17 protein-coding genes and 1 pseudogene are annotated in these 22356 nt (G+C 49.2%); 8 read left to right on the top strand and 10 right to left on the bottom strand.

Annotated features, from left to right (window positions below):
* Window positions 1-89, bottom strand: a pseudogene (locus tag ACTHS3_RS04305) (biliverdin-producing heme oxygenase); the annotation flags it as partial.
* A 404-nt stretch (window positions 90-493) separates the two neighbouring features.
* Here ACTHS3_RS04305 and ACTHS3_RS04300 point away from each other — a divergent pair.
* Genes ACTHS3_RS04300 through ACTHS3_RS04290 form a run of 3 tightly spaced genes read left to right on the top strand, consistent with a single transcriptional unit; the run spans window position 494 to window position 3980 of the window.
* Entirely contained in the window at window positions 494-1804 is a 1311-nt protein-coding gene (locus ACTHS3_RS04300; protein ID WP_083307445.1) for a paraquat-inducible protein A, read from the top strand.
* Window positions 1801-3462, top strand: a complete 1662-nt coding sequence (gene pqiB, locus ACTHS3_RS04295) for an intermembrane transport protein PqiB (RefSeq protein WP_049344638.1) — start codon at window positions 1801-1803, stop codon at window positions 3460-3462. The genes ACTHS3_RS04300 and pqiB overlap by 4 nt, the downstream gene beginning before the upstream one ends.
* The gene (locus ACTHS3_RS04290) at window positions 3462-3980 is read left to right on the top strand and encodes a PqiC family protein (RefSeq protein WP_004520659.1); all 519 of its coding nucleotides are present in this window, start codon (window positions 3462-3464) and stop codon (window positions 3978-3980) included. Before pqiB ends, ACTHS3_RS04290 begins: the two co-directional genes overlap by 1 nt.
* Before the next feature lie 57 nt (window positions 3981-4037).
* On the opposite strand, the gene ACTHS3_RS04285 is transcribed toward ACTHS3_RS04290, so the two are convergent.
* On the bottom strand, window positions 4038-4748 hold the full coding sequence (locus ACTHS3_RS04285; RefSeq protein WP_004520658.1) for a GrxB family glutaredoxin: 711 nt from the start codon (window positions 4746-4748) through the stop codon (window positions 4038-4040).
* Between the two features lie 87 nt (window positions 4749-4835).
* On the opposite strand from ACTHS3_RS04285, the gene ACTHS3_RS04280 reads away from it, so the two are divergent.
* The 4 genes from ACTHS3_RS04280 to putA all read left to right on the top strand — a co-directional run bounded on the left by ACTHS3_RS04280 (window position 4836) and on the right by putA (window position 13850).
* Window positions 4836-7049: a RelA/SpoT family protein gene (locus tag ACTHS3_RS04280; RefSeq protein ID WP_070624816.1), complete on the top strand. Its 2214-nt coding sequence runs from the start codon at window positions 4836-4838 to the stop codon at window positions 7047-7049.
* A 198-nt stretch (window positions 7050-7247) separates the two neighbouring features.
* A complete protein-coding gene (locus tag ACTHS3_RS04275; protein WP_004520655.1) occupies window positions 7248-8042 on the top strand; it encodes a formate/nitrite transporter family protein in 795 nt (264 codons plus the stop codon).
* Window positions 8043-8494: 452 nt separating this feature from the next.
* Window positions 8495-10021 carry a sodium/proline symporter PutP gene (gene putP, locus ACTHS3_RS04270; protein WP_049336262.1) on the top strand — a complete coding sequence of 509 codons (1527 nt, stop codon included), beginning with the start codon at window positions 8495-8497 and terminating at the stop codon, window positions 10019-10021.
* 223 nt (window positions 10022-10244) lie between these two features.
* Window positions 10245-13850 (top strand): bifunctional proline dehydrogenase/L-glutamate gamma-semialdehyde dehydrogenase PutA, encoded by a 3606-nt coding sequence (gene putA, locus ACTHS3_RS04265; RefSeq protein WP_049344640.1) that lies wholly within the window; start codon window positions 10245-10247, stop codon window positions 13848-13850.
* 57 nt (window positions 13851-13907) lie between these two features.
* On the opposite strand, the gene nth is transcribed toward putA, so the two are convergent.
* From nth to ACTHS3_RS04245, 4 genes are all read right to left on the bottom strand, one after another.
* Complete coding sequence (gene nth / locus ACTHS3_RS04260) at window positions 13908-14537, bottom strand: endonuclease III (RefSeq protein ID WP_049323145.1); 630 nt, start codon at window positions 14535-14537, stop codon at window positions 13908-13910.
* Between the two features lie 136 nt (window positions 14538-14673).
* A complete protein-coding gene (gene nhaC, locus ACTHS3_RS04255; protein WP_039862424.1) occupies window positions 14674-16053 on the bottom strand; it encodes a Na+/H+ antiporter NhaC in 1380 nt (459 codons plus the stop codon).
* A gap of 180 nt (window positions 16054-16233) precedes the next feature.
* Window positions 16234-16857 (bottom strand): alpha/beta fold hydrolase, encoded by a 624-nt coding sequence (locus ACTHS3_RS04250; RefSeq protein ID WP_004520649.1) that lies wholly within the window; start codon window positions 16855-16857, stop codon window positions 16234-16236.
* A 92-nt stretch (window positions 16858-16949) separates the two neighbouring features.
* Window positions 16950-18173 (bottom strand): sugar MFS transporter, encoded by a 1224-nt coding sequence (locus tag ACTHS3_RS04245; protein ID WP_004520648.1) that lies wholly within the window; start codon window positions 18171-18173, stop codon window positions 16950-16952.
* Window positions 18174-18447: 274 nt separating this feature from the next.
* Here ACTHS3_RS04245 and ACTHS3_RS04240 point away from each other — a divergent pair, with 274 nt between their 5' ends.
* Entirely contained in the window at window positions 18448-18861 is a 414-nt protein-coding gene (locus ACTHS3_RS04240) for a YqaA family protein (RefSeq protein ID WP_004520647.1), read from the top strand.
* A gap of 65 nt (window positions 18862-18926) precedes the next feature.
* Here ACTHS3_RS04240 and ACTHS3_RS04235 read toward each other — a convergent pair whose 3' ends face one another.
* From ACTHS3_RS04235 to ACTHS3_RS04220, 4 genes are all read right to left on the bottom strand, one after another.
* The gene (locus tag ACTHS3_RS04235; protein ID WP_004520646.1) at window positions 18927-20120 is read right to left on the bottom strand and encodes an amino acid aminotransferase; all 1194 of its coding nucleotides are present in this window, start codon (window positions 20118-20120) and stop codon (window positions 18927-18929) included.
* Between the two features lie 97 nt (window positions 20121-20217).
* The gene (locus ACTHS3_RS04230) at window positions 20218-20868 is read right to left on the bottom strand and encodes an HAD family hydrolase (RefSeq protein WP_004520645.1); all 651 of its coding nucleotides are present in this window, start codon (window positions 20866-20868) and stop codon (window positions 20218-20220) included.
* Window positions 20869-20937: 69 nt separating this feature from the next.
* Entirely contained in the window at window positions 20938-21882 is a 945-nt protein-coding gene (locus ACTHS3_RS04225) for a cation diffusion facilitator family transporter (protein ID WP_004520644.1), read from the bottom strand.
* Window positions 21883-21897: 15 nt separating this feature from the next.
* The coding region (locus tag ACTHS3_RS04220) for a ferritin-like domain-containing protein (RefSeq protein WP_440367229.1) at window positions 21898-22356 on the bottom strand (459 nt) is incomplete at its 5' end.

Below are 22356 nucleotides of genomic sequence, written 5' to 3'. Positions count from 1 at the left end.
GACATAACCAAGTTATCAACGCTGTCGTGCGTTGTCGTGGTTTGCTCTTTCAAGCGTTTGGCGAAAGTCAGCTCTTGTGTTTCACTCATGATGTTTCCTTTGAATTAAGAGACTAATGGTTTCAGACGGCCTTTATAGTTAAAAATACCGTCTAATTTAAAAAGAATCGTTTTAAAAACAAAGAAGATAATTTTTAACCTGCTTCAGATTCGTTGACCGCGTACCTTCCACAGATCTACAAGACTCATCGTGTTTTTAATTAATGAGAATATATCTTATTTTTAATATAATAACAATAAACCAAACTAAGACCTATTAATAAAATTTAACAGCCCATAGCAATAACCTTCTAAACCCTTTTCAAACTTTTCAGACGGCCCAAACCTTATTAAGCAGCTGCCATTCAATCAAATATCGACCTAAATTTGAGCTATCCTTCTGTTTTCCTTTATAATGCGACACTCTTTGCACCTTCTTTATCCCCTGCCGAACCATGAAACGGATTCCTGCCTACCATCGTTGGTGGCGCTACAAGTCTTATCTTCCTGATGCGACGCTGCCTGCACATACGGTGGAATGCCCGGATTGCGGCTGCCGTATGGATATTCCGCGCCTGCGTCAGGGACAGGAAGCGCATTGTCCGGTATGCAACCATGAAATTGTGGAAGTAGAAAACAATCCGTATATCGCGCCGATTGCCTATGCGCTGACAACCTTGATTCTGATGGCTTTCGCCTACAATATGGTGTATATCCGTGTGGATTTGTTCGGCGTGACATCGATTTTGTCGTTGCCGCAAATGATGCGGCTTTTGATTTCGCTGGATTATGGTTTTCTGGCGGAAGTGATGTTTATCCTCACCTTCGGCGCGCCTTTACTGTTTTTACTGCTCTGCCTGTATGTTTATACGGCTTTGATACGCGAAAAGGCCTACCCTGCGCTGCGCTTTGCGACGCGTGTATTGGTGCGGTTACGTCATTGGATCATGGTGGATGTGTTTTTCATTTCCACTTTGGTGGCGTATATCAAGCTCTCGTCCGTTGCTACAGTAGAGTTCGGCTCGGCGTTTTACCTGATGTTTCCGTTGTCGGTCATGCTGATTCGGACTTCGGTATCGATTCCGCAGCATTGGGTTTATTATAAGATTCACCGTTTAACCGGCGGCCATGCGGTTCAGACGGCCACTGAAGACAAAATCTGTTGCAGCCGCTGCCTGTATTTCCGCAATAAAAACGAGCAACCTTGCGGCGTATGCGGTGCAGACTTATACCGCCGCCGCCCGAAAAGTCTGAGCATTTCGCTGGCGTTTTTAATGGCGGCGTTTATCCTGTATTTCCCTGCCAACATCCTGCCGATTATGATTTCGTCCAATCCGACGGCTTTGGAGATCAACACGATTTTCAACGGCATTGTTTATATGTGGGACGATGGCGATCGGTTGATTGCCGTGATTATCTTTAGTGCCAGTATTATGGTGCCGGTTTTGAAGATTATTGCGATGGCGGTTTTGATTTATTCCGCATACTTCAAACCCGTGATGAGCGCGGAAAAGATGTCGGTTTTGTATCGGATCACCGAATCCATCGGCCGCTGGTCGATGATTGATATTTTTGTGATTATTATTTTGATGAGTTCGTTCCACACCAATATGGCGCGCGTCGTGCCGGGTGGTGCGGCGATTTACTTCTGCCTGGTTGTTATTTTGACCATGCTTTCGGCCTATTATTTCGATCCCCGTCTGATTTGGGACAAGCAACAGCAGCTTTCAGACGGCCTTGATTCTGAGCAGACCTTAACACAATGAAAAAACACGATTCTTCACCCAATTATCACGCCCCGGCGCGTGTCAAGAAAACCAATGTCTTCACGTCTATCGTGTGGCTGATTCCGCTGATTGCGCTGATTGCCGGCGGCTGGCTTTTGGTTAAAGACATCCGCAACCGCGGCCCTGTCGTTACGCTGTTGATGGACAGTGCCGAAGGCATCGAAGTCAACAACACCATTATTAAAGTGTTGAACGTCGATGTCGGACACGTTACCCGCATCAAATTGCGCGACGACCAAAAAGGCGTGGAAGTCACTGCACAGCTCAGCGCCGATGCCAAAGACCTTATCCGCAGCGATACCCAATTTTGGGTGGTCAAACCACGTATCGACCAAAGCGGCGTTACCGGCTTGGGAACCTTACTTTCCGGCTCATATATCGCATTCACACCAGGCAAAAGCCAAGAAACCAAAGATGTATTTGTCGTCCAAGACATTCCACCGATTGCCGCCATCGGTCAAAGCGGCCTGCGCCTGAATTTGATCGGCAAAAACGACCGCATCCTCAACGTCAGCAGCCCGGTTTTGTATGAAAATTTTATGGTCGGCCAAGTAGAAAGCGCGCATTTCGACCCGTCCGACCAAAGCGTGCATTACACCATTTTCATCCAAAGCCCCAACGACAAACTGATTAATTCCGCCAGCCGTTTTTGGCTGGAAAGTGGCATCAATATCGAAACCACAGGCAGCGGTGTCAAACTTAACTCCGCCCCTCTGCCTGCCCTGCTGTCCGGTGCGATTTCCTTTGACTCGCCTAAAACAAGCGACAGCAAAAACGTCAAAAGCGAAGACAGCTTCACGCTTTATGACAGCCGCAGCGAAGTGGCCAATCTGCCTGACGACCGCTCGCTGTATTACACTGCATTCTTCAAACAATCCGTACGCGGCCTGACTGCCGGTTCGCCTGTCGAATACAAAGGCCTGAATGTCGGCGTGGTTTCCGATGTCCCTTATTTCGACCGCAATGACAGCCTGCACTTATTTGAAAACGGTTGGATTCCCGTGCGTATCCGCATCGAGCCTTCCCGTTTGGAAATCAATGCCGACGAGCAAAGTAAAGAACATTGGAAACAACAATTTCAGACGGCCCTAAACAAAGGCCTGACCGCCACCATCTCCAGTAACAACCTGCTGACCGGCAGCAAAATGATTGAGTTGAACGATCAGCCTTCCGCCTCGCCTAAGCTGCGACCGCATACCGTTTATGCAGGCGATACCGTTATCGCAACCCAAGGCGGCGGTTTGGACGATTTGCAGGCAAAAGTGGCCGACTTGTTAGATAAGTTCAACAATCTGCCATTGGATAAAACCGTTGCCGGCTTGAACGGTTCGCTTGCCGAACTCAAGTCCACACTCAAATCTGCCAATGCCGCCCTAAGCTCTATCGACAAACTGGTCAGCAAACCGCAGACACAAAACATTCCGAACGAGTTGAACCAAACCCTGAAAGAGTTGCGTCAAACCCTGCAAGGCGTATCGCCTCAATCGCCTATCTACGGCGACGTACAAAATACGCTGCAAAGTTTGGACAAAACCTTAAAAGACGTTCAACCCGTGATTAATACTTTGAAAGAAAAACCCAACGCGCTGATTTTTAACAGCAGCAGCAAAGACCCTATCCCGAAAGGAAGCCGATAATGCGCCTCTTCCCGATTGCCGCCGCCCTGACGCTTGCCGCCTGCGGCACTGCGCAAAGCACACAATATTTCGTCCTACCCGACAGCCAGTACATCCGTCCGGCTGCACAAGGCAACGAAATCGCGGTCAAAGTCAACCTTGCCGAACCGCTTGCCAACGGCGGCCTCGTTTACCAAACCGATGCCTATCATGTGAATCTGGCGAAAAACCACCTTTGGGCGGCTCCGCTCGATGGTGCATTGGCGGCAAACCTCAGCAACAAGCTCAACCGCCTCAATCCGCATCGCACCTTTGTGCCTGCTTCACGTAGCCAAAGCAGCCAAACCCTGAAAGTCTATATCGAAGCCTTCCAAGGCAGCTATCAGGGGCAGACCACCATCAGCGGTTATGCACAATGGCCGGACGGACGCAGCAAACCGTTTAACGCCATCACGCCGCAACAAGGCGACGGCTATACCGCCATGCTCGAATCGTTGGAAAACGGTTTGTCACAGGTTGCCGATACGATTGCCTATTAAACCCAAAGGCCGTCTGAAAAAACTTTCAGACGGCCTTTTTTATGTTTCAAACATTCATCACAACGCGCGGTCAAAATACAAAGCCACGCCGGAACGTTCGCTCATCGCCAACAAATAATCCATCAATTTCTGCGGCCATTGGATACCACGCACAACGGTCAGGTTGCGCAAAATAGGGAACGTCAGGATATCTTCCAAACTGATTTCACCGCCCAAGCCTTCGCCTTCGCACACCAGCGCTTCCAGCTCTGCCAAGTCTTGATGCAGACGCTCCAGATATTGTGCCGTTTTATTCAGATTAGTCTCGAAATTGCCGATACTTTTCTCTTTTTTGTCGATAAAGTATTTTTTCGCTTCATCGGTCTCAAATTCGGGCAAACCAATTTTGACCATGCGCGGCTGTACCAGTTTGTTATTGTATTCACCCACTTTGTCCAACCAAGCCTGTACTTCTGGACGAACTTCTTCTTTCAGACGGCCTTGATCGATGTAACGGACAATATCCAAACTCTCGCCCATAAACGAACCGTCTTCTTTTTGCAGAATCGGCACTTGTTTTGAGCCAATCATGCCAATCGGTGTAGTTTCGTCATCGTTAGCCAAGACAACTTCCTCCACCGCCACATCGCGCAAGCCGAAAATCATCCTTGCACGAACGCAAAACGGGCAATGGTCGTAAATATACAGTTTCATCGAAATACTCCTTAAAATTTCAAAACGGTTAACCATAACACCCAAGGCCGTCTGAAACAAGGCTTCCTGAAACATAGTGCCACATTCGCATACAAATCTAGGGCTGTCGGCAATAAACTGTTACAATGGCAACGTTTTTATCAAAAAGAAAAAACGCACGCCATGACCACTATTCGCCAAACGCCCCAAACATCGAGTGCAACGCTGGAAGGCCTCCTCGCTTGGTTCGACGGCTATGTTGCCGCGCTGCCCGATTCCGATAAAAACCTGATTCAGACGGCCTTTGACTTAGCTAAAGAACATTACCCCGCCGATGCCCTAACGACTTACGGCGAGCCATTAATGGAACATTTTCTCGGCTCGATGCAAATCGTCAGCGAACTCGACCTCTTGCCTGATGCCGTGGCGGCTACGATTTTGTCCGACATCGGCAAATACGTTCCCACTTGGCAAGAATTGGTTACCGAACGCTGCAACAGCACCGTTTGCGAGCTGGTCAAAGGTGTGGACGAAGTGCAGAAACTGACCCAATTCGCCCGCGTGGATAGCCTTGCCACGCCGGAAGAACGCAGCCAACAGGCCGAAACCATGCGTAAAATGCTGTTGGCGATGGTTACCGACATCCGCGTCGTCCTGATCAAACTGGCGATGCGTACGCGCACCCTGCAATTTTTAAGCAACGTTCCTGACAATCCTGAAAAGCGCGCCGTTGCCAAAGAAACCCTCGACATTTTTGCCCCGCTCGCCAACCGCCTGGGCGTGTGGCAACTCAAATGGCAGCTCGAAGACTTGGGCTTCCGTCATCAAGAGCCGGAAAAATACCGCGAAATCGCCCTACTTTTGGACGAAAAACGCACCGAGCGCCTCGAATACATCGAAAACTTCCTCAATATCCTGCGTACGGAACTGAAAAAATACAATATTCATTTTGAAGTTGCCGGAAGACCGAAGCACATCTACTCCATTTACAAAAAAATGGTGAAGAAAAAGCTCACTTTCGACGGCCTGTTCGACATCCGTGCCGTACGGATTTTGGTGGACACCATTCCCGAGTGTTACACCACCTTGGGCATTGTCCACAGCCTCTGGCAGCCGATTCCGGGCGAGTTCGACGACTATATCGCCAACCCAAAAGGCAACGGCTATAAAAGTTTGCACACTGTCATCGTCGGCCCGGAAGACAAAGGTGTGGAAGTCCAAATCCGCACCTTCGACATGCACCAATTCAACGAATTCGGTGTCGCCGCCCACTGGCGTTATAAAGAAGGCGGCAAGGGCGATTCCGCCTACGAACAGAAAATCGCCTGGTTGCGCCAACTCTTGGACTGGCGTGAAAACATGGCCGAAAGCGGCAAGGAAGACCTCGCCGCCGCCTTCAAAACCGAACTTTTCAACGACACGATTTACGTTTTGACCCCGCACGGCAAAGTCCTTTCCCTGCCTACGGGCGCGACCCCCATCGACTTTGCCTACGCCCTGCACAGCAGCGTGGGCGACCGTTGCCGCGGTGCAAAAGTCGAAGGACAAATCGTGCCGCTGTCCACACCTTTGGAAAACGGACAACGTGTTGAAATCATTACTGCAAAAGAAGGCAATCCTTCCGTCAACTGGCTCTATGAAGGCTGGGTCAAATCCAACCGCGCCATTAGCAAAATCCGTGCCTTCATCCGCCAGCAAAATGCGGATACCGTGCGCGAAACAGGCCGGGCCCAACTGGACAAACAGTTGTCAAAAATCTTCCCCAAACCCAATCTGCAAGCATTGGCGGAAAAACTCGGCTTCAAAAAAACCGACGAACTCTATACGGCCATCGGCCAGGGCGAAATTTCCAACCGCGCCATCAGCAAGGCCTGCGGCGCTTTGATCGAACCGGCTCCGGTACCGGTTGACGAGACAAATATCGTCAAACAGTCCAAAATCAAAAAAGGCGGCAAAAACGGCATTCTGATTGACGGCGAAGACGGCCTGATGACCACGCTTGCCAAATGCTGCAAACCCGCGCCTCCTGACGACATTATCGGTTTCGTTACACGCGACCGCGGTATTTCCGTCCATCGCTGCACCTGCCCTTCTTTCCGCCACCTCGCCGAGCAGGCTCCGGAAAAAGTGTTGAATGCAAGCTGGGCAGCCTTGCAAGAAGGACAAGTATTTGCCGTCGATGTCGAAATCCGCGCTCAAGACCGCTCCGGTTTGCTGCGCGACGTTTCGGATGCGCTGGCGCGTCATAAACTCAACGTTACCGCGGTGCAAACCCAATCGCGCGATTTGGAAGCCAGTATGCGCTTTACCCTTGAAGTCCGCCAAGTCAACGACCTGCCGCGCGTATTAGCCAGCTTGGGCGACATCAAAGGCGTTTTAAGCGTAACGCGCTTATAATTCCCATTCCCCCATCTAAAGGCCGTCTGAAAGTATTGCTTTCAGACGGCCTTTCACACATCGGCTGCCAATATATAACCTACGCTTCTATCCTTACAATCAGCCGTTATTTCCTGTTTGCCATATTCTCAGGCAAACTCGCCATCCGCATGATAAAGAAAGATATTTTTATTCTTATATTAACCTTAAGGAAACTTCATGGACACACGAGACCTGTTCCCTCATGAAATTTTGCAGGACGCCATCGGCAAAAGTTGCGCCAAATCTGAATTCAGCATCAAGATGTTGGTGATTTTGAGTTTCTTGGGCGGCGGTTATGTCGGCTTCGGTTATCTTGCCTGCCTGCGCGTCATCAGCGGCATTCCTGCCGAATGGAACGGTCTGGCCGCCCTGTTGGGCGCATCCGTGTTCCCTATCGCACTGATTTGTATCTTAATCGGCGGCGGCGAGTTGGCAACAGGCAATATGATGATTATGGCTTTGGGCAGATTAACCGGCCGTGTCAGCACCTACAAACTGGTACGCAACTGGCTCATTGTCAGCTTGGGCAATCTGGCAGGCGCCGTTGCCATGGCCTATTTCCTCGGCCACTACGTTGGCCTTGCCGAAGGACCGGCCGCAGCGAAAACCATTGCCATTGCCGAAGCTAAAGTCAATATGGACTTCGGCCGCGCATTCGTTTCTGCCATCGCATGTAACTGGATGGTGTGTATGGGCATCTGGTTTTACTTCGGCGCACGCCATACTTCAGGACGAATCTTAGCCATGTGGTTCCCTGTTATGATCTTCGTATTAATCGGCTTTCAACACTTTGTTGCCAATATGTTCATCATTCCGGCCGGCATTTGGGCGGGCGCAAACGTCAGCTGGGGTCAATTTTTCTACAATATGATTCCCGTTTTCTTAGGCAACGTCCTGGGCGGGTCATCCTTTGTCGCAGCCTCTTATCTCTTTGCTTACAAACACTTACTAAAAGACGATTTTTCTATTTAATGTAGTCTTTTTTTCTAAAAATCCCGTATTTGCCCGACACAGATACGGGGTTTCTGCACAAGGCCGTCTGAAAGTCCAAGTCGTTTAATTACTTTTTCTCTTTAATCCCCAAAAAACATCAGGAAAGATAGTTTCACACACTTTCCTTCGTCATCATCGGTAAAAATTTATATATTTTTATGTTTTTAAATGACTTAGCCAAAAGGCGGCATCAATTTCGAATAAAGGCTGAGTTCTTCGCTTTGCAAAAGCGACTTTTTACGGTATGCTGGTTTAAATTATTTACAATTTAATGCATTAAAATTTCGTATTTTATTGTATTTGAAAATAATTTATCCTGTCTCTCTCGCAAAAAACAGGATTTTTAAGCTGTATTTTTATTAGAAAAAAGTTTGGGTATGAATTGCTTGCAATTTCAAACCCGTTTTAAAAGTTAGATGAGGAATAAGTACATGAATCCCATGTATATCACTTTCGCGATCTATTTGGTCGCCGTATTACTGATCGGCCTCGCCGCCTATTTTTCAACACGAAACTTCGACGACTACATTCTCGGCGGCCGCAGCTTAGGTCCGTTCGTGACCGCGATGTCTGCCGGTGCTTCCGATATGTCAGGTTGGCTTTTGATGGGTTTGCCAGGTGCCATTTACCTGAGCGGTTTGAATGAAGCTTGGATTGCCATTGGTCTGATTGTGGGTGCATACCTCAACTGGCTCTTGGTTGCAGGCCGTTTGCGCGTGCATACCGAATACGCCAACAACGCACTGACGCTTCCTGATTACTTCTTCCACCGCTTCGGTGCCGGCGGTCACTTGATGAAAGTGGTTTCCGCACTGATTATCTTGTTCTTCTTCACTATTTACTGTGCTTCAGGCATCGTAGCCGGTGCTACCCTGTTCCAAAGCCTGTTCCACGGTATGTCTTACACTCAAGCCATGTGGCTGGGTGCCGGCGCGACCATCGCCTACACTTTCTTGGGCGGTTTCTTGGCAGTAAGCTGGACCGATACCCTGCAAGCTTCTTTGATGATTTTTGCATTGGTACTGACTCCTGTCATGGTGTACTTGGGTTTGGGCGGTGCTGATCAAATGAACGCTGCCATCCAACAAGTTGCCGCTTCTACCGGTAAAGAATACGGCAGCCTGTTTGCCGGTACTACTTTCATCGGCATTATCTCTACCGCCGCTTGGGGCTTGGGCTATTTCGGCCAACCACACATTTTGGCCCGTTTCATGGCTGCTGAAAGCGCTAAATCTCTGGTTTCTGCACGCCGTATCGGTATGACCTGGATGGTTCTGTGTATGGCCGGTGCCGTGGCTGTCGGCTACTTCGGTATCGCTTACTTCGGCGCCAACCCTGCCCACGTTGATGAAATGAACGGCAACCACGAACGTATCTTCATCGCTTTGGCTACCCTGCTCTTCAACCCTTGGATTGCCGGTATCATCTTGAGCGCGATTCTCGCCGCCGTAATGTCTACCCTGTCTTGCCAATTGTTGGTTTGCTCCAGCGCGATTACCGAAGACTTCTATAAAGGCTTCCTGCGTAAAAAAGCACAACAAGCTGAATTGGTATGGATTGGCCGTCTGATGGTATTGGCGATTGCCGTGATTTCCATCCTGATTGCTTCTGATCCTGAAAGCAAAGTATTAGGCTTGGTAGCTTACGCATGGGCTGGCTTTGGTGCCGCATTCGGCCCGGTCGTTATCCTGTCTGTACTGTGGAAACGCATTACTGCCTACGGCGCACTCTCCGGCATGATTGCAGGTGCACTGACTGTAGTAGTTTGGGCTGAGTGGATCAAAAAACCTGCTTTGGCCGCACAAGAAACAGGTTTCGCTACTGTCTATGAAATCGTCCCCGGCTTTATCATTTGCACACTCGTGATTGTTTTGGTGTCCCTGATCGACAAAAAACCTTCACGCGAATTGCAAGAACGTTTCGAAAAAGCAGACGCAGAATACCGCGCCTCTAAATAAGACGTTTTCAGACGGCCTGCATGATTCCGTGCAGGCCGTCTTTACGACATAAACTGTTTCAAAATAATCTGAGCCTTATCAGAAAAAACAGCAATTTATGCGGATGCATCTTGTATCCGCATCATAATTTTATTACGATATTACTATCCTTCAGAATGCTTGTTTTAGCAGTCTTAATTCAGGCCGTCTGAAACCATGAAAAAACCTTTGGAGAACATAAATAATGTTTAACTTCGCTTTTCCAACACAAACTCCTCTGCGTCAAGCTGTAACTGATGCCTACCGCCGCGATGAAATCGAGGCCGTTCAGGATATGTTGCAACGTGCACAGATGACCGACGAAGAACGCAATGCCGCCTCCGAGCTTGCCCGTCGTTTGGTTACTCAAGTCCGCTCCAGCCGCACCAAAGCAAGCGGCGTAGATGCCTTGATGCACGAGTTCTCTCTCTCCAGTGAAGAAGGTGTTGCACTGATGTGTCTGGCCGAAGCCCTGCTGCGTATTCCGGATAATGCAACCCGTGACCGCCTGATTGCCGACAAAATCTCTGAAGGCAACTGGAAAAGCCACTTGAACAATAGCCCTTCCCTCTTCGTTAACGCGGCTGCATGGGGTCTGCTGATTACCGGCAAACTGACCGCGACAAACGACAAACAGATGAGTTCCGCATTAAGCCGTCTGATCAGCAAAGGTGGCGCACCTCTGATCCGTCAAGGTGTGAACTACGCCATGCGCCTGTTGGGCAAACAGTTCGTAACCGGCCAAACCATTGAAGAAGCGCTGCAAAACGGTAAAGAGCGCGAGAAAATGGGTTACCGCTTCTCTTTTGATATGTTGGGTGAAGCCGCATACACCGAAGAAGATGCCAACCGCTACTACAACGACTACGTTCAAGCCATTCACGCCATCGGTAAAGATGCCGCAGGCCAAGGCGTTTACGAAGGCAACGGTATCTCCGTTAAACTTTCCGCCATCCACCCACGCTATTCACGCGCCCAACACGAACGCGTTATGAGCGAATTGTTGCCACGCCTGAAAGAATTGTTCCTTTTGGGTAAAAAATACGATATCGGTATCAACATCGATGCCGAAGAAGCCAACCGTCTCGAATTGTCTTTGGACTTGATGGAAGCTTTGGTTTCCGATCCTGACTTGGCCGGCTACAAAGGTATCGGTTTCGTTGTTCAAGCCTACCAAAAACGTTGCCCGTTCGTTATCGACTATCTGATCGACCTGGCACGCCGCAACAACCAAAAACTGATGATCCGTTTGGTTAAAGGTGCATACTGGGACAGCGAAGTGAAATGGGCTCAAGTAGACGGCATGGAAGGCTATCCGACTTACACCCGTAAAGTCCATACCGACATCTCCTATCTCGCCTGCGCACGCAAACTCTTGGATGCGCAAGATGCCGTGTTCCCACAATTTGCCACCCACAACGCCTACACTTTGGGCGCAATCTACCAAATGGGTAAAGGCAAAGACTTTGAACACCAATGTCTGCACGGCATGGGCGAAACCCTGTACGACCAAGTGGTCGGCCCGCAAAACTTAGGCCGTCGCGTACGCGTGTATGCCCCGGTCGGCACACACGAAACCCTGCTTGCCTACTTGGTACGCCGTCTGTTGGAAAACGGGGCGAACTCTTCTTTCGTGAACCAAATCGTTGACGAAAACATCAGCATCGACCGCCTGATTAAGAGCCCGTTCGACACCATCGCCGAACAAGGCATCCACCTGCATCCGGCATTGCCTCTGCCGCGCGATTTGTATGGCAAAGGCCGTCTGAACTCCCAAGGCGTCGATTTCAGCAACGAAAACGTATTGCAAAACCTGCAAGAAAAACTCAACCAAGCTTCTTCCGAAGACTTCCACGCCGCGTCTATCGTTAATGGCGAAGCGCGTAACGTGGGCGAAGCGCAACCCGTCCGCAACCCTGCAGACCACAACGATGTTGTCGGCACTGTCAGCTTTGCCGATGCGGCATTGGCTCAAGAAGCTATTGGTGCAGCCGTTGCCGCCCTGCCTGAGTGGAGCGCCAAACCTGCTTCAGAACGCGCCAACTGCCTGCGCCGTTTTGCCGATTTGTTGGAACAACACACGCCTGCATTGATGATGCTGGCCGTCCGCGAAGCCGGTAAAACCCTGAACAACGCCGTTGCCGAAGTACGCGAAGCCGTTGACTTCTGCCGCTACTATGCCAACGAAGCTGAGAACACCCTGCCTAAAGATGCCAAAGCCGTCGGCGCAATCGTTGCCATCAGTCCATGGAACTTCCCATTGGCCATCTTTACCGGCGAAGTGGTTTCTGCATTGGCAGCCGGTAACACCGTTATTGCCAAACCTGCCGAACAAACCAGCCTGATTGCTACTTACGCCGTTTCCCTGATGCATCAAGCCGGTATTCCGACTTCTGCACTGCAACTCGTACTTGGCGCAGGCGATGTCGGCTCTGCCCTGACCGGCGATGCCCGCATCGGCGGCGTGATCTTTACCGGTTCTACCGAAGTAGCGCGCCTGATCAACAAAGCCCTGTCCAAACGCGACGACAGCCCTGTCCTGATTGCCGAGACCGGCGGTCAAAACGCGATGATCGTGGACTCTACCGCCCTGCCGGAACAAGTCTGCCTCGACGTATTGAATTCTGCCTTCGACAGCGCGGGCCAACGTTGTTCCGCCCTGCGTATCTTGTGTGTTCAAGAAGATGTTGCCGATAAAATGGTCAACATCATCAAAGGTGCAATGGACGAATTGGTTGTCGGCAAACCGACCCAACTGACCACAGACATTGGCCCTGTCATCGATGCTGAAGCCCAACAAAACCTGTTGGCCCACATCAACAAAATGAAAGGCGTAGCAAAGGCTTACCACGAAATCAAAACTGCCGCCGACGTTGATGACAACAACTCTACCTTCGTTCGTCCAATCCTGTTTGAATTGAATAACCTGAACGAGTTGCAACGCGAAGTGTTCGGTCCTGTACTGCACGTTGTCCGCTACCGCGCCAGCGAATTGGATCAACTCATTGACCAAATCAACGCCAAAGGCTATGCTCTGACCAGCGGTGTACACAGCCGTATCGAAGGCACTGTTGACCATATCCGCGACCGCATCGAAGCTGGTAACATCTACGTTAACCGCAACATCGTTGGTGCTGTTGTCGGCGTACAACCTTTCGGCGGTCACGGCTTGTCCGGTACCGGTCCAAAAGCAGGCGGTTCATTCTATCTGCAACGCCTGGTTCGTACTCCTGAATGGGTTGCCCCAACCCTCAGCCGAATCGGCCAAGCAGACGAAGACGCGCTCAAACGTTTGGAAACCCTGGTTCACAAACTGCCGTTTAACGCAGAAGAGAAAAAAGCCGCAGCCGCAGCTTTGGGTCACGCACGCGTCCGTACCCTGCGCAAAGCCGAAACCGTATTGGTCGGCCCGACCGGCGAACGCAACTCATTGAGCTGGCGCTCTCCAGAACGTGTTTGGGTACATGGCGGCAATCTGCTGCAAGCCTTCTCTGCCCTGACCGAGCTGGCAGCCGCAGGCATCCAAACCGTTGTTGAGCCAAACAGCCCACTGGCTTCCTACTCAGCCGATTTGGACGGTTTGTTGCAAGTCAACAGCAAACCCGAAAACGCAGGCATCAGCCATGTTGCCGCTATCGAGCCTTTGAGCAGCGAGCGCAAACAAGAGTTGGCCGGCCGCGACGGTGCGCTCATCCGCATCCTGCCTTCTGAACAAGGTCTGGATATCCTGCAAGTATTTGAAGAAATCTCTTGCAGTATCAATACTACCGCTGCCGGTGGTAACGCCAGCCTGATGGCAGTTGCCGACTAATCGTAGCCAAATCAAAGGCCGTCTGAAATTCAGACGGCCTTTTTTATGTTTTTTTATTTACATTTTTGCCGGATATTCGCACAAATCGTTAATCAAACATTTGCTGCATTGCGGTTTCAAAGCCTTACACGTATAGCGGCCATGCAAAATCAACCAGTGATGGGCATCCATCAAAAATTCTTTGGGAATAAAGCGCATCAGCTTGTCTTCAACTTCACGCACATCCTTGCCCGGCGCGATTTTGGTGCGGTTGGCCACACGGAAAATATGGGTATCGACCGCCATAACAGGTTGCCCGAATGCAGTATTCAACACCACATTGGCTGTTTTACGGCCAACACCGGGCAAAGATTCCAAAGCCTCTCGGTCGGCAGGTACTTCACCGTTATATTTCTCCAGCAAAATACGGCAAGTCTGCATGATGTGTTTGGACTTGGTTTTGTAGAGGCCTATGGTTTTGGTGTATTCCATCACGCCGTCCAGCCCCAAATCCAACATAGCTTGCGGCGTATTGGCAACGGGAAAGAGTTTGGCAGTCGCTTTGTTCACGCCGACATCAGTTGCTTGTGCAGACAATAAAACGGCGATAAGCAGCTCAAATGGCGAGCTGAAATTCAACTCGGTAGTCGGATGAGGATTGGCAGCGCGGAAACGCTCGAAAATTTCTTGGCGGATTTGTTTGTTCATTGTTTGGATTATTTTTTTATTGGCGCAGCAATTATAGTGAAATCATGTTGATACGGCTACTTTAAGTAAACAAGGCCGTCTGAAGTTGTTTTCAGACGGCCTTGTTTTATAAAAGCATTGCTATTTTAAATGCTGTTTACTTCTTACTCAAAGTCAGTCCTGTCCAGCCAAACACCAGCGTCAGAGCCAAGCTCAAGTAGCAGAAGAAGGCGTAAGGCAGATATTCCCAAACGGGCACACCCAAGGCATGGCTGATAAATACGCCGCAGACGCTCCAAGGCACCAACGGGTTGATGACAGTACCCGCATCTTCAAGCGTACGGGCAAGGTTGCGCGAATGCAGACCAAGCTTGTCATAAACCGGCTTAAAGGTTTCGCCGGAAAGCAGAATACTCAAATATTGCTCGCCAATCAGGAAGTTAACACCAACCGATGTCATGGCCACGCTGAAAGTAGCGCGTCCGGCATTGGTCAGGAACGCACGAATGGCCTCCAACAAAGACGGAATCACACCGATGCTAAACAACAGGCCGCCCAAGCTCATGCCGAGTATCACAATAGTTTGCGTAAAGAACATGCTTTCCAAGCCGCCGCGAGAAATCAAACGGGCAATGTCTTTAAATGCTTCGCCTTCGAGTTTGTATCCGCCGTAAAACCACGCGCCCAGCTGTTTCAAATCAGGCGTACTATGGAAGTAAGTCACAATCAGCGCCACCACAACGGTAAACAACATGGCCACAATGGCATTGACGCGCATCAGGGCGAGGACAACCAGCAAGGCAAACGGAATCAGCGAATAGGCATGCACCAAACCGGTTGCTTCCAATTGCGCGCGGAAAGCTTCGACGCTGTTCATATCATGCGCGGCAACATTAGGCAAGAGCCACAACATCAATGCTGCACTGATCAACCACGCAGGCACAGTGGTGTACATCATGTTTTTGATGTGTTCGAACAAATCAATGCCGACAATCGAAGCGGAAATACCGGTCGTATCGGAAAGCGGCGACATTTTATCGCCAAAGAACGCACCCGACACAATCGCACCTGCCGTCATCGCCATATCGGCATGAAACGCAGCCGCCATACCCATAAATGCCACGCCGACAGTTGCACAAGTCGTCAAACTACTGCCGATGGAAATACCGATGACCGAGCAAAGCGCAAACGCCGAGAAATAAAAATAAGTCGGCGAAATCAATCCGAAACCGTAATACATCAGCGTCGGAATCGCACCACTCATCATCAGCGCGCTGACCATCAGGCCGATAAAGAAAAACAGATAAATCGCGCCCATGCCCTGCCCGACCGCGCCGATCATACCGTTTTGCATGTCTTGATATTTCAAGCCACGCATCAAACCGTACAAAAGCAAGACCACGATCGCCGTCACAATCGACATATGCGGCAGCCATTCAAGCGAAATAATCGTATAACCCATTGCTGCCACCAAAGCTAAGGCCACCGCAATGGCCTCAAAGCGCGGCATATTAAGTAAGGATTTGAAAGCAAACATTGTTCTTTGCCTTTTAAATAAGTACTTAACAGATTTTAGCATAACAGGCCGTCTGAAACCCGATTCTCAGACGGCCTGCCTGTTATTTTATAAAAACAGCTCCAGTAAAACTGCGACACTTTCTTTAAAATATATTAAATTATTAACATTAAATACTTTTAAATTAGAATAAATGAAATTTTATTGCTTTTTAAAACGTCCATCATGCAAAAATGCCACCACTTGCTCGACCGTTTTACGGTTAAACAACATACCGCTATGGCTGACAGGCAAAACGACATGATCACGCATATTCGGACAATGCGTTTCGCTGACCAAAACCGTACCATCATGTTCACCATGCAAACCTAAAACACGGCCCAGCCCATACGGTTTATTGCCGGCGATACTGCCCAACTCAACGCATTCTGGCAATTCAGGCATACTGCCGTCCAAAGCGCCTTTATACGAGCCGCCCAATACCGGCTTTTGCAAACCCAAATTGAGCACACGTTGCGCAGCCCGGCTGCCTTGGTGCGGCGTACCCATAGTAACGATACGGCCGCTGACTTTATTCGGATATGCAGCCGCAAAATTGCGTAAGACCAACCCGCCCAAACTATGGCCGACAAAGTGCAGTGTTTCATCAGCATGGTTCTCATCAATCCATCGCGCCAAATCTTCAACATGTCGGTTCATCGAATGCAAAACACTGTAATAATCGAACAGCGCAACTTCAAAACCTTCTTGTTCCAGCAAATACGCCAGCGGTTTCATTACCCATGAATGCATGTGCAAGCCATGCAGCAAAATGATTTTGGCCATTTTTTCCTCCTGTCATTTAAATCATTATGCCACAAAGTAAAAAGGCCGTCTGAAATCCCATAAGGTTTCAGACGGCCTTTTATCATGATGGATTATTCGTCAGCTTTATAGCCTTTTATAGCAAAGAAGACGATGTATACATAACAAATCGCCGATACAACGAAAGAAATCATCAGGCCGTAAGTATCTGCAGCCCAACCTTGTACCACAGGCACAACCGCACCGCCGACAATCGCAGTACACAATACGCCGGAAGCGCTGCTGGTAAATCGACCCAGACCTTTGGTTGCCAAAGAGAAAATGGTTGGGAACATGATGGAGTTGAAGAAGCCGATAGCCAACAATGCCCACATCGCAATATCCGCACTGGCTTTACCTGCCAACATAGCAACGCCCAACAAGGCAACAGCAGCAGTAGCGTTAAATGCCAAATAGCGGTTAGGCGCAATTTTCGCCATGATGGCAGAGCCTAAGAAACGGCCGACCATCGCGCCGCCCCAGTAGAACGACAAATATTTCGCGGCAGATGCGTGGTCCAAACCTTTCAGATAGCCCAACACGCTGACCAATAAAGAACCGATGGATACTTCCGCACCGACATAACAGAAAATACCGGCCGCACCAAAAACCAAATGACGGTATTGCCATACGCTGTGTTTGCCATCATGGTTGTGTTCGCTCTCTTCTTCAGCAATTTTGTTTGCGTCAGGCAGACGAATCATTTTGACGAATACAGCCAAAATAATCAGCAGACCGGCCAAACCTAAATATGGAATTTGAACAGAAGAAATTTGCTCGGCTTTGCTGACAGTTTGTGTCGCATCAGCCAAAATCAGGAATGCGCCGATTTGCGGAGCAATGGTCGTACCCAAAGAGTTAAATGCCTGAACCAAAGTCAGTGTTGCAGATTCTTTACCCGGTTTGGACAGCAAAGTCACATAAGGGTTACCCGCCACTTGCAACAGTGTTACACCTGAAGCCAAAATAAACAATGCACCCAAAAAAGTTGCATAAGAATGACTGCCAGCAGCAGGATAAAAGAGTAGACAGCCGATGGCAGTCAATACGAAGCCGCTAATCACGCCGTTTTTATAGCCGATTTTGCCGACCAAATAGCCCATCGGGATCGACATAATCGCATAAGCGGTAAAGAAACAGAATTGAATCAGCATCGCCTGAACATAAGTTAGGTCGAAAATATCTTTCAAATGCGGAATCAAAATATCATTCATGCAGGTAATGAAACCCATCATGAAAAAGAGTGTGGTTAGGACAACCAGCGCAGGAGTATGATTTTGTTGTGAATGCGCAGACATGATTTGCCTTTCGTTTTGTTAAGATTTGCTGGAAAAATGAGCTTAAATCAGTTCATTAAACTTAACACCCATTAACAGCCGCCCGTATCATACTGATAATCCGTCACTTTGAAAACTATTTTCTAACAGCCGACTACATTATCCTTCAGACGTTTAATTTTAAAAATTTCAATAATATTGGATTTATCTTTTATTAGATTAAAAAATAAAGGCATAATCCTCTTACTAAGCCTATTATTTCTTTTTTACAATATCACTTGATGTAACTCAAAACATGCCACCTCTTTACGCTTACCTTGCCCTGATTGCTTCTGCCTTCACTTCAGCCACACTACTTCCGGGTACATCCGAGGCGGCATACGCCGCATTTGTGTACCAATATCCGCAACATGCCCTCGGCGCATGTTTGTGTGCCGGTTTGGCGAATGGCTTGGGCAGTATGGTTTCGTATTACATGGGCAGAATGTTTCCGGCCAAGAAAAGGCCGTCTGAAAAAGTATTGGCGCGTATACAAAGATGGGGAATTTGGCCGCTATTATTTGCATGGTTGCCGATTATCGGCGATGCCCTCCCCCTTGCCACAGGCTGGCTCAGGCTTAATGCTTTGCATTGCGCCATCATTCTGATTGCAGGCAAACTGCTGCGCTATGCCATGATTTATTGGGGAATGAACATAGTTGCCGGATAAGTTTCCACAGTCAAAAATAAAGGCCGTCTGAATGATTCAGACGGCCTTTGCCTTTAATTCGACAATTACAAGACTTTCACAATACTTTCGCACAGGTAGTCGATATTGTCATCGGTAATGCCTGCAACATTAATGCGGCCGGAACGGACGGCATAAATGGCAAACTCGTTTTTCAAACGGTCAACTTGTTCGGGAGTCAAGCCGCTGAAAGAGAACATACCGTTTTGTTCGATAATGAAATCAAAGTCTTGGGTTGCACCTTTGGCCTTGAGCAACTCAACAAATTTTTGGCGCATGGCTTTGATGCGGCCGCGCATTTCATCAAGTTCGGCAATCCATTGTGCTTTCAAATCATCATTTTTCAACACCAGCGCAATGGTGTTCGCACCGTGTGAAGCTGGGTTGGAATACAAGGTACGGATGATGGTTTTGACTTGGCTGTGGGCGCGGGCTGCAGTTTCTTCATCTTCGGCCACCAAAGTGAACGCGCCGACGCGCTCGTTGTACATACCGAAGTTTTTGGAATAAGAACTGGCAATCAGCAATTCTGTATTGTGTTTCAAGAACACGCGCAAGCCGTAGGCATCTTCTTCCAAGCCATTGCCGAAGCCTTGGTAGGCAAAGTCAAACAGTGGCAACCAGCCTTTTTCGGCAGAAAGTTTTGCCAAAGTTTCCCATTGTTCGGGCGTAGGGTCGATGCCGGTAGGGTTGTGGCAGCAGCCGTGCAGCAGGACGATGTCGCCTTTTTGCGCTTGGCTCAAGTCTTCAATCATGCCATCCCAATCCAAACCGTGTTTGGCGGCATCATAGTAACGATACGGTTTGTCTTGGATACCGACCGCTTTGGCGATGGCGTTGTGGTTAGGCCAAGTCGGATTGGAAATCCAGATGGTTTGCGCGTTCAACTGGCGTTTGACAAATTCGGCCGCAATGCGCAATGCACCTGTACCGCCAAGGCTTTGCGCTGTTTTGGCGCGACGGCTGGCAATGATTTCGTGGTCTTTACCAAATAACAGGATTTGGGTTTGCTCGTTGTAATCGGCAACGCCGTCGATGGTCAGGTAATTTTTAGTTGTCTCGCTTTCCAACAGGCGTTTTTCAGCCTCTTTGACGGCTTTGACAATAGGCGTTGCGCCGGATGCGTCTTTGTACACGCCGATACCGAGATTGACTTTTTCGGGACGGGTTTCGGCTTTAAACGCTTCGCCCAAACCTAAAATCGGATCAGCAGGAGCTGCTTCGATATGCTTGAAGAACATGATTTTTCTCTTTACAAGTGTAAAACGGTTGAAAAAATACAAATTTGTGTAATTTTACGCCGTTTCAGGCCGTCTGAAAACGGATTATTACAGGGTTTTAACGCAAGATTGCCAACAAATCCAAAGGTGTGGCAATACGGAAATCGGCGAACCAGTTTTCGGTTTGGTCTTCGGCAGAAATATAACCCCAATCGGCAAGCACGGTTATCATTCCTGCATTTTTGCCTGCCTGCATATCGCGCTCGGCATCGCCGACATAAAAACATCGCTGCGCCTCAACGCCAATCTGTTCGCACGCATAAAACATAGGCTTCACGCTGGGCTTGGGTTCATCGCAGGTATCGCCGCTGACAATGACGGCGGGAGGCGCGGCAAACCCGAGCTTAGGCACGAGGACATCGGTAAAACGCATGGGCTTGTTGGTAATAATGCCCCATTGGATACCGCGTTGAACTAAGGCTTCCAACATTTCGTTTACGCCGTCGAACAAAATGGTTTGATCGGCATAACAGCGGCTGTATTCATCCAAAAACTCTTTACGCCATTGCATATAGTCCGGATGGTCGGGCGTAATGCCTGCACCAAGTTTGAGCAAACCGCTCGCACCGTGGCTGGCCTGCGGACGGATTTCATCCATGCTTTTTTCTGGCAAACCGTGTCGGCGCAATACCGTGTTGAGCGCACCACCCAAATCAAGTGCGGTATCGGCAAGCGTGCCGTCAAGGTCGAATAATACGGCTTGGGTCATAAGTATTCCTTTGATGATTTTAGAAGGCCGTCTGAACAATCCAACAAGTTTCAGACGGCCTGAATATGGTTAATGGTGATGGTGTTCGTGCATTTCCTGCGAACACAAAACTTCATCTTTATGCGGATGCTGTTCGCTTTCAATCTGAATCGTACAATGCCCGATGTTATGATGCGCCAATTCATGTTCGATGCGGTAGGCGATTTGTTCGGACTCTGCAACCGTCATGTTGCCATCTACGACAATATGGCAGGATAAAACGTGGATATTGCTGGTAATCGTCCAAACATGCAAGTCGTGAACGGATTTTACGCCCTCCATATTGCGGATAACGCTGAGCAACTCATCGGTATGGATGTTTTCCGGCGCGCCTTCCATCAAAATGTGCAAAGTCTGTTTAAACAGCTTCCAGCCGCTGCACCCTACCAAAGCCGCCACCAATACGCTGGCAACCGTATCCGCCCATTGCCAGCCATACGCCATCATCAGTACCGCTGCGACAATCGCCCCTATCGAGCCGAACAAATCGCTGATTACGTGCAGATACGCGCCGCGCATATTGACGTTTTCTTCGGTATCGCTATTCTTCAACATATAAACGGCGACACCGATGTTGACCAGCAATCCGATGATACTAACCACCAACATGCCACCCGTCAAAATTTCCGGCGGATAAAACAATCGTTTGACTGCTTCATAAAAAATCATCGCCGCAATCAACACCAGCGATAATCCGTTAAACATCGCCGTCAAAATTTCAAAACGCTTGTAACCGAATGTCTTTTGCAGCGTGGTCTGTTTCTCGCCAAGTTTGAATGCCCACAATGCCACGCCCAGCGAAAACGCATCGCTGAACATATGCCCCGCATCGGAAAGCAGGGCCAAAGAGTTGGTCAGCCAACCGCCGACCGCCTCAACCAGCATAAATCCGGCAATGACGAAAAAGGAAATACGCAATACCTGCTTATTAGCGGTATGCGTGTGCGCGTGCGAATGATCGTGATGATGTGCCATAATGATTTTACCGTTTCAGACGGCCTTTTTATCCTGTTTCAAACTTTTCTCAAAATCTTCCAACATATCCAGCTCAAAACGGCTGAATCCTGCGCGTTCCCGTGCTTCGATATTGACGTAGCCGCGGAAGATAAACATATCGTAACGCGCAATCAGGCTGCGGAACAGTGCAACCGGTTCCAGACCGCGCTCACGGCAAAGATGCTGATACCAATGATTGCCGATGGCGACATGCCCCACTTCATCGCGATAAATAATATCCAACACATCGCAGGTTTCCACATCGCCGCGCTGTGCCACTTTTGCACGAATACCCGGCGTGACATCCAAACCGCGCGCTTCCAACACCCGCGGCACCAAAGCCATGCGCAATAAGGGATCGTAAGCAGTTTTATACGCCATATCCCACAAATGCCCGTGCGCTTCAAAATCGCCGTAATCGTAGCCCAAGCTGTTCAGACGGCCACGCATCAA

The sequence above is a fragment of the Neisseria sp. P0009.S007 genome (assembly GCF_051962515.1).
Note: the sequence above shows the minus strand (reverse complement) of the source record. Positions and strands in the feature narration are given on the sequence as shown.